Origin of the sequence: Pseudomonas sp. CFBP 13602 (genome assembly GCF_014842725.1) — a bacterium.
GTDB lineage: Bacteria > Pseudomonadota > Gammaproteobacteria > Pseudomonadales > Pseudomonadaceae > Aquipseudomonas > Aquipseudomonas baltica.
On the sequence record NZ_JACYVT010000005.1, the window covers coordinates 17,412 to 30,347 of the forward strand.

At 61.3% G+C, this 12,936-nt stretch carries 11 protein-coding genes; 2 read left to right on the forward strand and 9 right to left on the reverse strand.

Going from position 1 to position 12,936, the window contains the following annotated elements:
• Window positions 1–117 precede the first annotated feature (117 nt).
• The 5 genes from gltP to IFU31_RS11325 form a co-directional block, all read right to left on the reverse strand.
• A complete protein-coding gene (gltP, locus tag IFU31_RS11305) occupies window positions 118–1,431 on the reverse strand; it encodes a glutamate/aspartate:proton symporter GltP (RefSeq protein WP_122480108.1) in 1,314 nt (437 codons plus the stop codon).
• 620 nt (window positions 1,432–2,051) lie between these two features.
• Window positions 2,052–2,522, reverse strand: coding sequence for an inhibitor of vertebrate lysozyme family protein (locus tag IFU31_RS11310; protein ID WP_192055232.1), 471 nt, complete (start codon window positions 2,520–2,522; stop codon window positions 2,052–2,054).
• Window positions 2,523–2,524: 2 nt separating this feature from the next.
• The gene (locus IFU31_RS11315; RefSeq protein ID WP_043191899.1) at window positions 2,525–2,689 is read right to left on the reverse strand and encodes a DUF1328 domain-containing protein; all 165 of its coding nucleotides are present in this window, start codon (window positions 2,687–2,689) and stop codon (window positions 2,525–2,527) included.
• A 60-nt stretch (window positions 2,690–2,749) separates the two neighbouring features.
• Window positions 2,750–3,034 carry a hypothetical protein gene (locus IFU31_RS11320; protein ID WP_192102995.1) on the reverse strand — a complete coding sequence of 95 codons (285 nt, stop codon included), beginning with the start codon at window positions 3,032–3,034 and terminating at the stop codon, window positions 2,750–2,752.
• Window positions 3,035–3,216: 182 nt separating this feature from the next.
• Window positions 3,217–4,092, reverse strand: coding sequence for a BON domain-containing protein (locus tag IFU31_RS11325; protein WP_192102997.1), 876 nt, complete (start codon window positions 4,090–4,092; stop codon window positions 3,217–3,219).
• A gap of 210 nt (window positions 4,093–4,302) precedes the next feature.
• On the opposite strand from IFU31_RS11325, the gene algB reads away from it, so the two are divergent.
• The gene (gene algB / locus IFU31_RS11330) at window positions 4,303–5,649 is read left to right on the forward strand and encodes a sigma-54-dependent response regulator transcription factor AlgB (RefSeq protein WP_049860524.1); all 1,347 of its coding nucleotides are present in this window, start codon (window positions 4,303–4,305) and stop codon (window positions 5,647–5,649) included.
• Entirely contained in the window at window positions 5,646–7,433 is a 1,788-nt protein-coding gene (locus IFU31_RS11335; protein WP_185794581.1) for a KinB sensor domain-containing domain, read from the forward strand. The genes algB and IFU31_RS11335 overlap by 4 nt, the downstream gene beginning before the upstream one ends.
• A 26-nt stretch (window positions 7,434–7,459) precedes the next feature.
• Here IFU31_RS11335 and IFU31_RS11340 read toward each other — a convergent pair whose 3' ends face one another.
• From IFU31_RS11340 to IFU31_RS11355, 4 genes are all read right to left on the reverse strand, one after another.
• A complete protein-coding gene (locus IFU31_RS11340) occupies window positions 7,460–9,079 on the reverse strand; it encodes an EAL domain-containing protein (protein WP_192103000.1) in 1,620 nt (539 codons plus the stop codon).
• Between the two features lie 88 nt (window positions 9,080–9,167).
• On the reverse strand, window positions 9,168–9,941 hold the full coding sequence (locus tag IFU31_RS11345; RefSeq protein ID WP_122480102.1) for an N-acetylmuramoyl-L-alanine amidase: 774 nt from the start codon (window positions 9,939–9,941) through the stop codon (window positions 9,168–9,170).
• Window positions 9,942–10,072: 131 nt separating this feature from the next.
• Window positions 10,073–12,031 carry a GGDEF domain-containing protein gene (locus IFU31_RS11350; protein WP_192103002.1) on the reverse strand — a complete coding sequence of 653 codons (1,959 nt, stop codon included), beginning with the start codon at window positions 12,029–12,031 and terminating at the stop codon, window positions 10,073–10,075.
• A gap of 83 nt (window positions 12,032–12,114) precedes the next feature.
• Window positions 12,115–12,750, reverse strand: a complete 636-nt coding sequence (locus IFU31_RS11355) for a thiol:disulfide interchange protein DsbA/DsbL (RefSeq protein ID WP_192103004.1) — start codon at window positions 12,748–12,750, stop codon at window positions 12,115–12,117.
• Window positions 12,751–12,936 lie beyond the last annotated feature (186 nt).

A 12,936-nucleotide genomic window follows, 5' to 3' on the forward strand; every position in this document is an offset into this window, starting at 1 on the left:
GCCGGACGTGGCTTGCACCGCTGCTACAGGGTACGAGCCGCGTCGCCGGGTAGGCTGCGGATGCAGGTATCATCGCGGCGCGCCGCCGCGGGCAGAGCCCGCTCCCACAGAGCCGCGTCAGGGGGCGACGCGGTCTTTGCTGCGCCAGTGCGGCAGGGAGTTCCAGTAGCGCTCGCCCTTGGCATCGTCGTACATGCCTTCCCAACGCGAGATCACCAGCACGGCCAAGGCATTGCCGATGACGTTGAGCGCGGTACGGGCCATGTCCATGATGCGGTCGACGCCGGCTATGAAGGCCAGGCCTTCAAGCGGAATGCCTACGCTGCCCAGGGTCGCCAGCAAGACCACGAACGACACGCCCGGCACGCCTGCAATGCCTTTGGAAGTGACCATCAGGGTCAGTACCAGCATCAGTTGTTGCCCGATCGACAGGTCAATGCCATACAGCTGGGCAATGAACAGCGCCGCGATGCTTTGATAGAGGGTAGAGCCGTCGAGGTTGAACGAGTAGCCGGTGGGCACCACGAAGCTGCTGATGGCCTTCGGTGCGCCATACGCTTCCATCTTCTCGATCACGCGCGGCAGGACGGTTTCCGAACTGGCCGTGGAATACGCCAGTACCAGCTCGTCCTTGAAGATGCGGAACAGCTTGAAGACCGAGAAGCCGAACAGGCGCGCGATGACACCGAGCACGACGATGGCGAAGAACAGGATCGCCGCATACACCAGCACCACCAGTTTGGCCAAGGGCAGCAGTGAAGCGAAGCCAAAGTTGGCCACCGTGACGGCAATCAGCGCGAAAACCCCGATTGGGGCGTAGTTCATGATCATGTGAGTGACCTTGAACATGCTTTCCGATACGCCCTGAAAGACTTTGACCAGAGGCTCCCGGGTTTCACCTGGCAGACTCGACAGGCCCAGGCCGAACAGTACCGAGAAGAAGATGATCGGCAGCATGTCGCCGCGAACGATCGACGCAAAGATGTTGGACGGAATCAGGTTGAGCAGGGTGGCAACGAACGCATGGTCATGCTGCACCTCAGCCGTGGTTTTCTGATACTGCGAGATATCCACGGTGCCCAAGGTACTCATGTCGATACCCAGTCCAGGCTGGAACAAGTTGGCAAGGCCCAGGCCAACCAGAATGGCAATGGTGGTCACCACTTCGAAATAGAGGATGGTCTTCACGCCAATGCGGCCGAGCTTTTTCGCATCGCCCACGCCGGCAATGCCGACGATCAGAGAAGAGATCACGATGGGGATCACGATCATCTTGATCAGGCGGATGAAGATGTCGCCTGCGGGCTGCAGGATATTGCCGATCCACCAGGCCTTCTCGGCACTGAAGTGGTTGAGCACTGCACCCAGTGCGATGCCCAGTACCAAGCCGATGAGTATTTGCCAGGCGAGGCTCAGTTTTGCCTTCTTCATGTCGTTACCCTTTTTCCAAGTCAACTCGTGATGCCTGTTCGCAAGCCGAACGGCCATCCGTAGAGGTTTCTTCACGCCATGGCGAAACGCTTTGGCGAACGAAAAAAGGCGCAACTATTCCGATGCACTGCGGCAGCGTCTAATGCCGGATGCGACTACCCTATGCAAGATCGGCATAACGCGATTGAGTGATCTACTGCCTTTGATATGTGCGTTCGGATAGACGACTGGCCATGCCGAAGCAATTGGCAGGTTTGCCGAAAAGGGGGTGCAAAAAAACCAACGACGTTCGCGAAACCGAACGCTGGGAATTTTCTGCTGGAAAAAGATGAAACAAGATGGAAGGCAGCTCGACGCTGCGAAGATAGGCTCTGCGCAAGCCGGGCACGTAATGATCGTACACCGCTTGCGCAGCAGCTGTTGCCTGACCCGGCCCGGTTCGGAGGTCCTCCCTGTACCCCTAGGTCACTCCGAACCGACTGCATTCAGAACAACCCGACCCCATGGTCATGACCGCCACCTTCTGAGTGCCGGCCATTCGGACCAGGATGACCCGGCCCAATCTGTAGATCTTTGATGCACTGCCGTGATGGCGCAAACCATCACGGCATCACAGGAAGTCAGTACCAGTCAGGGTCTTTCTTCAACTGTTCCATGAGCATCTGCTGCATGCCTTCGTCGGGCTTGCCGAGAAAGCGATAGGTCGCGTGACGCGTCGGCGACTTATCGGCAGGCAAGCCGGCAGGTACCTGGACATACAATGCGTACGCATCTTCCTTGTCCATGCTGAAGGCTACGAGCAGTCGCCCACTTTTGCAGCTCTCAGCGGTTTCACACAGCGGCCCCACCAGGTAATTGTCGCCGTCCTCCGGGACTGCAGACATCTGCTGGGGCGAAACGCCTGACAGATTGATGATCCAGTCCGGAACACGTTCCTCGGACTTGATCACCGACTGCCAGGTATCGCGGTACTCGGTGCTCGAACCCAGTAGCTCGCTGACGCGAGCCTGACCGTCATTGGCGGCCATTGCCATGCTGCTGCCGACCAGCGACAGCGCCATGGCTATACCCTTGAGGGTCATGCTGGTCATGGTCAGCCTCGACCGCGACGGCCAAAGATGAACGAGACGACGAAAAGCACCAGGAATACTACGAACAGGATCTTGGCGATGCCTGCTGCGGTGCCGGCGATACCACCGAAGCCCAGGACGGCGGCGATGATGGCGATGATCAGGAATGTGACTGCCCAACTCAGCATGGTGTATCTCCTTTACGATTTGTCGTGTTTTATCGGTTGATCAGATGCGTTGCCAGTACCTCAGAACACCCAACTGCGAATGTGTTCAACCGGCTCGTTCGCTTGTACGCGTTCAATGTTTCCAGATTGCTGACGCCCGACCCAATGCGCACTGGCTGGATTGAGGTGCGCGGTGTCGACCAGACGCTCTTGAGGTGGCAGAAGAAGATCCTGCTGCTGGGCAGATGCCCAGCCTGCATACAGCTGCACCGCCAGCAGGGTCACCAGCGTCGCCAGAACCAGAAACAATGCCTGACGCATCGATTGGGACAGGGCGGACGCTTGAGCTGCTTGAGGACGGTTCATCCGGAAACTCCTTGCACTGGGATAGCGACTGAATACGTGTTCTTGAAACAAGTATTGCAGCCTGCATGCCAACCTCTTATCTCCGATTAAACCCTTTAAAATCAGTAGGTTGAACTAATGGGTGCTTAATACTCAATAGCAACCTGCACGATAACGCGCCTGGGCTCGGGCGATTTGCACGATCACAGTATTGGCTTGGACACTTTCAACAGATCGGCATCCACGCCACGGACACCGCGGATGTTGCGTGCCACCTCGACCGCCAGGGTTTTCTGCTCGGAACTGGCGACGTCGCCTTTGAGCGCTACCATGCCCGTGCGCGTCTCGACATCGATGCTCAGCCCGTCCAGATCGCGATTGAGCAACAGGCTCGCCTTGATCTTGCTGGTCACCCAAGTATCGCTCAAGGCTTCTTCGGTCTTCTTGGCCTTGGTCTCGGCCCGCGTCGTCGCTGTATCCGCTGCACCCAGGCTGATCAGGTTGTTCACCTGATAGACGCCATCGGTATTGGTCGCCAGGCTGCCAGCCAGTTGCTTGGCATCGGCAGTCTGCGCCTGGCCCTTGAGCGTCACGACACCGTCGCTGGTGGTGACGACGATATCCAGTGCCTGGGTACTGGTGTTCCACAGCAACTTGGACTTGACGATTGCCGTGAGCGTGGCGTCTTCCAGATGCTGGGCGAATTGCTGACGCTGATTGACGTGCTCAACCAGTTCCGGATTGAGGGTCAGGCGGTTATCGACCTCGTCGATGCCTTGGGTATTGAGGGCTACCTGCTCGGCAAGCTCGCGGTCGACCTGGTCTTCCACAGCGCCGGTCAACGTAGCGGTGCCCTCACGGACCTGCACGCCGAACTCGAAGCCGTTGAGCTGTCGATTCAAAGCCAGCGCTGTCCAGATGGAGCCCTCCTGGCGTGCTGCCTGCAGCCTGCTCTCGAGGCTGGATGATTCACCTTCGTGTTTCTCGAGATTGGCAGGGGTGGCCGCCGAGACCAATGTCGACAGGCCTACCAGACCTGCGATGACGCTTGCCAACGTGAGTCGCTTGATACCGCGCATTCGTACTCTCCTCCCATTGAAGACGATCGGTTGATATCGCAAGGCATATGCCAAACTTTTTACTTACTGAAAGCTCAGATATTTCATACAGTTAGAAATGTAATCAGCTAATAGCTACCATGCAGCCTGCCGAATCAATCAGAATCGACCATGCAACCTGCCCGATTTGTCCGGGACTAACCAAGAATTTTCTCTGAGGAGCGTAGGAACATGGAATCTGGCACGGAGCATAAAGGCCGCATTCTGCTGGTGGACGATGAGTCCGCCATCCTGCGTACCTTCCGCTATTGCCTGGAAGACGAAGGCTACAGCGTGGCGACGGCCAACAGCGCGAATCAGGCAGACACCTTGATGCAGCGGCAGGTGTTCGACCTGTGCTTCCTCGACCTGCGCCTGGGCGAGGACAACGGCCTGGATGTACTGGCACAGATGCGTGTGCAGGCACCATGGATGCGTGTGGTGATCGTCACCGCGCACTCGGCGGTGGATACCGCCGTCGATGCAATTCAGGCCGGCGCCGCCGACTATCTGGTCAAGCCCTGCAGCCCCGATCAGTTGCGCCTGGCGACCGCCAAGCAATTGGAAGTACGTCAATTGTCGGCTCGGCTCGAAGCGCTCGAAGGCGAGGTGCGCAAGCCCAAGGACGGCCTTGATTCACACAGCCCCGCCATGATGGTCGTGCTGGAAACCGCGCGCCAGGTGGCGGTGACCGATGCCAACATCCTCATTCTTGGCGAATCGGGTACCGGCAAGGGCGAGCTGGCACGCGCCATTCATGGCTGGAGCAAGCGCGCCAAGAAAAGCTGCGTAACCATCAACTGCCCGTCGCTGACTGCCGAGCTGATGGAAAGCGAGCTTTTCGGCCACAGCCGCGGTGCTTTCACCGGTGCCAGTGAAAGCACTTTGGGTCGCGTCAACCAGGCTGATGGAGGGACTCTGTTTCTCGACGAGATCGGCGATTTTCCCTTGACCTTGCAGCCCAAGTTGCTGCGTTTCATTCAGGACAAGGAATACGAGCGGGTAGGTGACCCCGTGACGCGGCGCGCCGATGTGCGCATCCTGGCGGCGACCAACCTCAACCTCGAGGACATGGTTCGCGAGGGCCGTTTTCGCGAGGATCTGCTGTACCGCCTGAACGTGATCACCCTGCACCTGCCGCCGCTGCGCGAGCGCAGCGAGGATATCCTGACCCTGGCCGATCGTTTTCTCGCGCGCTTCGTCAAGGAGTACGCGCGGCCAGCAAGAGGCTTCAGCGAGGAGGCACGGGCGGCGCTGCTCAACTATCGCTGGCCGGGGAACATCCGCGAGCTGCGCAACGTGATCGAACGGGCAAGCATCATCTGCCCTCAGGAGCGCGTCGAGGTCAGCCATCTGGGCATGGCCGAGCAGCCCGCCAACAATGCACCGCGCATCGGCGCGGCGCTGAGCCTGGACGAACTGGAAAAGGCCCACATCGGTGCCGTCCTGGCCACCAGTGATACCTTGGATCAGGCCGCCAAAACCCTGGGTATCGATGCCTCGACGCTTTATCGCAAACGCAAACAGTACAACCTATGAAACTGGCCATGAAGCTGCACACCCGGCTGTTTCTCAGCATCTCGGCGCTGATTACGGTCGCGTTGCTGGGGCTGGTGTTGGGTCTGGTCAGCGTGATGCAGATGGCTGCTTCACAGGAAAGCATGCTGCGCAGCCACTTCACCACGCTGGACCTGGGGCTCAAGATGCGCCAGAGCCTCGGCGATCAATTGGTCATGATGCTGGAGCCCGATCCGGACGTCGCGGGCATCGGCCAGTCACAGGAGCAATTCAAGGCGCTGCTCGATGAAGGCATCGCCCATGAGCAAAGCCACAATGCTCACTACGGATTTCTCCAGTCCGCCGAAAACTTCCAGGCCTTTGTCGAGCAATACCAGGCCACGGCCACGCAACACCTGCCGTTGAGCCACAACCCGCCGCTGAGCCAGGCATTCAATACCCTGCGCACGGGCCTGATCGATTCGTACAAGAACACCCTGCAAAGTATCGCCGCGCTGGAGCACGAGTCCCACCAACGGGCGATGTGGGTATCGGGTTTGCTCGGCCTGGTGGGCCTGGCGGTGCTGATCGTCGGCTTTTTTACCGCACACGGTATCGCGCGCCGTTTCGGCGGGCCCATCGAGGCCTTGGCCAAGGCGGCGGACGACATCAGCCAAGGCAATTTCGATGTGCAGCTACCCGTTTCACCGGCAGCAGAACTGAATCGGCTGGCCAGCCGCTTCGCCACCATGGCCCACGCGCTGCGTCAGCATCAGGCCACCAATGTCGATGAGCTGCGCGCCGGGCAACAGCGCCTGCAAGCGGTGCTGGACAGCATCGACGACGGCCTGCTGATGATTGATCGACAAGGCCAGCTGGAGCATTTGAACCCCGTTGCGCAGCGTCAGCTGGGCTGGGAAGACCACCGCCTGGGCCTGGGGCTGGGCGAAGCGCTTGGCAGGCCCGATCTGGACGAACAACTGAATTTGATCCTGCGCGGTGGCAGCCTGGAGCGTGCGCTGGACGACCTGAGCTTCGAAGTCGATGGTGAAGCGCGTCTGCTTTCGTACAGCCTGACGCCGGTGACCCATACCCAAGGCAATATCCTCGGCGCGGTCATGGTGCTGCACGATGTAACCGAGCAGCGCGCGTTCGCACGCGTACGCAGCGAATTCGTCCTGCGCGCCTCTCACGAGCTGCGCACGCCGGTAACGGGCATGCACATGGCCTTTGGGCTGCTGCAGGAGCGCGTGCATTTCCCTGAGCAGAGTCGCGAGGCCGATCTGCTCATGACGGTCAACGAAGAAATGCAGCGCTTGATGCAACTGATCAACGACCTGCTCAACTTTTCGCGTTACCAGAACGGCCTGCAGAAGCTGGTGCTGGCGCCGTGTGCGCTGGATGACCTGTTGCAGCGCGCCTACGAGCGCTTCGCCAGCCGCGCCCATGAGCTGGGCATCCAGCTGACCATCGAGTTGGCCGAAGGACTGCCACGCCTGCACGTGGACGCAGGGCAACTGGATCGGGTGCTGGACAACTTGCTGGAAAACGCCCTGCGGCACACAGCGGAAAATGGCCATATTCGCTTGCAGGCACGTCGCCATGCCGAACGGGTGATCATAAGCGTCGAGGACAATGGCGAGGGCATCGCGTACGGCCAGCAGGGGCGGATTTTCGAGCCTTTCGTGCAGGTGGGGCGCAAGAAGGGCGGAGCTGGACTGGGCCTGGCCCTGTGCAAGGAGATCGTGCAGTTGCACGGTGGACGCATGGGCGTCTACTCAAGACCCGGCCAAGGCACACAGTTCTACATGACCCTGTCGATCTAGCGGAATGGCCTGGGTGCCATGCGCATTCAGGCTTCGTCGCCGGCGCGCCGACCAGCGCGGCGCCGGCCCTTGGTGATCAGCTCCTTGAACTGGCGCGCGTTCAGCGCCTGGGCGAACAACCAACCCTGACCGTAGTCGACGCCCTCGCTTTCGAGCAGCAGCGCTTGCGCCTCGTGCTCGATGCCTTCGGCGATCACCCGCAGATCCAGGGCATGAGCCATGCGAATGATGTGGGGCGCCACGCCACTGCTTTCGACGTCATCGCCCAGGGCGTCGATGAACGCCTTGTCGATCTTGAGGCAGTCCACAGGCAGGCTTTGCAGGTACGCCAGGCTGCAGTAACCGGTGCCGAAATCATCGATCAATACCGTATGGCCCACGTCGCGAAGGGCCTGAAGGTTTTCCCGCGCCACGTCGACGTCGATCAGGGAACGTTCGGTCACCTCGAAGGCGATCTGCTCGGGCGCCACGCGGTAGATGGAGAGCAGCCGGGCCACCACCTCGCCAATGCGCGGCACGGTGACATCGCACGCCGCCAGATTCACTGAAATATACAAATGCGGGTTGGCTCGCAAGAGGTGGCTGAGCTGCTCGAGCGACTGCTGCAGGACGAAGTCGGTGATCTGGCGGATCTGGCCGCTGTGTTCCGCCAGCGGAATGAACAGTTCCGGGCTGGTGAGCGTACCGTCGGGGCGACGCCAGCGCACCAGTGCCTCGGCACCGACGCAGCGACGGTTGCTCAGGTCGAAGATCGGCTGGTAGAGCACCTGCAGTTCGCCCCGACGCAACGCGCCATGCAGCTCGCCGCCCATCGAGCGGCGCTGGGTGATCAGTTGCAGGACCAGCCAGCCGATGCACAGGGCCACCACCAAGCTGACAGGAAAAAGCAGCCACAGCGGGGTATCGAATATGGGCAGCTCCTTGCTGCGCGGAGCGATCAGCACCAACTGGAAGTCTGGGGACTTGGTCGACATGCGGTAGATCAACCGGTCCGAAGTGACCTGCAGGGCATCGACCGCATCGGCACGCCAGCCCGATACGGGCGGCCATGGCTGCTCGGAGCCCAGCACCGGAATCGCCCGGCGTCCCTGGTCGAGCACCACCAGCAGGCTGCCACCGGCGGGCAGATCGACCACGTCGCTCAGATGCCCCCGCGAGGTGGAAACCCGGAACGGCCCGCGACCGAGCATCAGGGCGGCCCAGTTGTCATTGCGCTGAGTAGTGGTGTTGAGCCAGTAACTGTAGGTGGAACCCTGGATGTCCGGCGGTCGACCCAGGCTGGCGACGTCCTTGCCACGACGGTTGGAGCAGCGCTGAGCGCCGTCGATGAACGCGGCTTCGAAGACGAAGCGGTTGTCGAAGCCGATCTTTTCCAGTGCATCCATCATCTGCGGGCCGCAGTGGCGTACAGGTTGAGCCTGCAGCGCATCGACCCCCTCGCGCAGCTGACCGAACACCTGCTCCAGGCGGACCAGGAAGCGTTCGCCACTGGCATTCATCTGCTGCCGTTCGTTGAGCTGAACCTGGTGCATGATCAACGCGAAACTGGCCGCGAACAGCAGCAGCGCGCTGGCCAGGGCGGCAAGCGTTGCCAGCGCCCAAGGGCGGTACAGAAGACTGCGGAGCTGCGGGAAAACGGCGGCCATCGAGGATCATCCAGTCGGGGGCATCAATGTATAGCAACCAGATGGCGATTGGCCCGCGCTTTCGAGCATATCGACGTGAAATCGGTTGTTACCTGCTGATGAGCGCCTGCAGGATCGCGGCGCTTTGCGCGTCGGGCTCGCCGTCGAAGCGTTGCGGACGGAAGTGCATCTGGAAGGCTGCAATCACGTGTCGCGTGGCGACGTCCAGCTCGCCGCTCTGGACCACCTCGTAACCCACTCGGGCCAACTGCTGCTGATACCAGGCGATACTCGGCGGGCTGGCCTGGAAGCGCGCCTGGTAGCGTGCCACGGCCTTCGCGTCGGGCCACATGCCCAGACCGTGTTCGGCCAGGCGTTGCCAGGGAAACATCGGCCCCGGATCGGTCTTGCGCAGCGGCGCGATGTCGCTGTGGCCAATGATGTTGCGCGGCGCGATGCCGTTGCGCTGGACGATATCCTTGAGCAGGGCGATCACGGCCTGGATCTGCGCTTCGCTGTAGGGGTACCAGACCCGGCCGTTCGGGGTGTCCTTGTAGCCGGGGTTGACGATTTCGATGCCGATGGAGCTGGAGTTGAGCCAGGTGCGGCCGTCCCATTGGCTTTCGCCGGCATGCCAGGCACGGCGGCTCTCGTCCACCAACTGGTAGACGGTGGCCGGCTGGTCGCCGATCAGGTAGTGGCTGCTGACTTCACCATGAGTGAGCAATTGCAGCGAACGCGGCAGATCGGCCGAGGTGTAGTGCAGCACCACGAACTGCACGCGGTTGTCATGGTTCGCGGACGGGTGGCTGCGATCGATGCTCAAGCCGTTGGAGCAACCGGCCAGTACCAGCAGGGAGAGGGCGACAAGGAGCAACTTCATAGGGAGATCACATGCAGGTTCGGGAACAGGGCATCAGCATAGCGTAGCCGGTTGTCTGGATTCAGCGGGCATGCGTTACGTCGCGTTGCCGAATGTTGCGCGCGCGTCCGTGGCGGGATGGCGCGGGAGGCTCAGGGAGCCGGTTCGATCTGGTTGCGTCCCGCTTCCTTGGCGCGGTAGAGCGCCTGATCCGCGCGCTTGAGCACCTGGCTGGCATTCTCACCGGGTTTGAACACCGCTACGCCGGCCGACATCGTCACGCTCACACGCTCGCCCTTGAAATGAAAAGGGCATTGTTCGACGGCCGCACGCAGGCGTTCGAGCAGACGGCTGCCGCCGCCCAGATCGCTGCCCGGCATCAGCAGGGCGAACTCTTCGCCACCGAAGCGGGCGATGAAATCGTCACCGCGCAAGCCTTTGCGCAGCACGTTGGCGATGATCTTCAAGACCTTGTCGCCGGCCTGATGACCAAAGGTGTCGTTGATCGACTTGAAGTGATCCAGGTCAAGTATGGCCAGCAGCAGGCCATTGCCGGTCTGCTGCGAGCGGACATGCTCCAGGACCAGTCGCTCGCTCCAGGCAGCTCGGTTGGGCAGGCCGGTGAGCGGATCAAGCAAGGCCTTGTTGCGCTGCTGCTCGAGCTTGTCGCGGTAGTCGAGGGCCTCGCGTTCCATGCTCGTCACACGCTCGCCCAAGCCCTGCAGGCGCGCGGTGATTTCCTGTTCGCGTGCCTCGCGCTGCAGGCGGTGCTGCTCCATGCTGGCCAGCAAGCCCTCGAGCCGGCTTTCCAGCACCTGCTTGAGGCCGTCGATATCGACAGCGCCACGCATGCTCGTCTGCAACCCGTCGACGTGTTCACGCAGTACGTCGTCCAATGCCAGGGCGGCGCTGCGCGAGTCGGCATGGTCGCCATGGGTCATCTGCAACTGGCGCTGGAAATTCTCCAGGCGCTGGTTGAGCTGTTGCAGGTAGCGTTCGAACTCCTGCTGACTGCCGTCATTGACGGCCAGCATCAATACGGCGAGCTCATCGAGCACCGGCAGCAGCTCGTACCAGTTCAGCCCGCGCTGGATGCGCGCGTGCATGGCCTGGGCCTGGGCCATGTAGCGCTCGGGCAAGGTCAACTCACTGAGCAGCTCGAGCAGGGTGGTTTCGATATGGCTGGCAACGCTGCTGTACGGCGGTTCAAGGCTGGCCGGCAAGGCATAGAAAGCCTGTTCATCGGTCAGGCTGCTGTCGAGCACCTGCGACTGTTCAGCGGCATTCTCGCTGGGCGGGTCGATCATGGGCAATGCCACGGGGTTGGCTGCGCCGAGGGCAGGTGCGTCGCTGGCAGTGCTCCTCGCTGGCAGGCTCGGCTCTGGCTCTGGCTCTGGCTCTGGCTCTGGCGCTGGCAGTGGAACGGCGAGCGGGGCAGGTTGCAATACGGGCTCGTCCACAGTGGACACTTGCGCCGCTCTAGTATCGGACTCAGAAATCACGGGGGCAGGGACCGGAATGGCCATTGCCGGTTCATCCTGCGCTGCGGGCACAGGTATGGGCTGCACAGGGCTGACATCGACCGTGTCGGGACTGCCGAACAAGCGCTGCAGCAGGCCCGCGCGCTGCGCGCGCAAGGGTCGGTCGAGGGTATTGAGCGCCTGCTCCTGCAGACCACTGAGCTCACTGAGCAGCAAGGGCATCTCGCGCGCCTGGCCGGCCCTTTCCTCAAGGCCCTGGGCGAGCTTTTTCAAGGGTTTGCTGACATCGCGGGGCAACGGTAGCGACTGCAGTTGCGTGACCAAAGAACCCAGCGCGGTGCCTATCTGCTGCACCCGGGACTGCCGACGCTTCTCGGACTCCAGCACGGCGATTTCCAGACGCGGTATAAGCGCGGCCAGCCGAGCATCCATGTCGTCGCCGCGCAACACCTCGCGCATCTCCTTCATGCATGCATCCACAGACCGATCGCTGCCTTCGGCCGCCAGGCTGCTGCGCACCAGGCCACGACGCAACAGGTCGAGGCGGGCGTTCCAGCGCCGCTCGAGCTTTTCCTGCTGGTCGATGCTGTGCAGGTATTTCTCTTTCCAGCGCTGGCTGTCGTCGCTCATGACAAGGATTGCTCGTTGACCTGCAGCTCACACCCACCCGCGATGGGTGCGCTGCGAAAACGTCGTATCGCGGGTGATGCCGCTTACTTGGCGGCACGTTCCTTGGCAATCAGCTGGTCGGCCACGTTCAGGGTCTGCTCGGGCCCGCCGGCGGTGCCCAGGTCGAAGCGGTACTTGCCGTTGACGATCATGGTCGGCACGCCGGAGATTTCATACTTCTTGGCCAGCTCCTTGGCCTTGGCGATCTGGCCCTTGATGGCGAAAGAGTTGAAGGTCTGCAGGAATTTTTCCTTGTCCACGCCCTGGGTGGCGACGAATTCGGCCATGTCCTCGGGTTTGATCAGCGGCTTGTGTTCCTTCTGGATGGCATTGAACACGGCGTTGTGGACCTTGTGCTCCACACCCATGGCTTCCAGGGTCAGGAACAGCTGGCCATGGGCATCCCACGGGCCGCCGAACATGGCTGGAATACGGACGAAATTGACGTCGGCCGGGAGCTTCTCGATCCAAGGGTTGATGGTCGGCTCGAACGCGTAGCAATGCGGGCAGCCGTACCAGAACATCTCGACGACTTCGATCTTGCCGGGCTCGGCGACGGCTACCGGGCTGTTCAGTTGAACGTAGGTCTTGCCGGCTTCCAGCGGCACATCCGCCGCCTGGGCGGTCACGCCCATGGCACTGGCGACAACGAGGAAGGCGCCGAAAATCAGATTACGCATGCGTGACTCCTGAGCAGTTTCATACAAGGGACGGATCGGTGCCAGCACCGGACCTGCCTGATCGAGGTGGCTAGTGTAACGGCAGTGATGTCAAAAAAGGGTGGACGAGGAGGGCCTTTGCGCTATTTTCATGGCCCAATAGATGTAACCAGGCGTAAGCCGCCCGCGAAGGCCCGCACCTGGCCA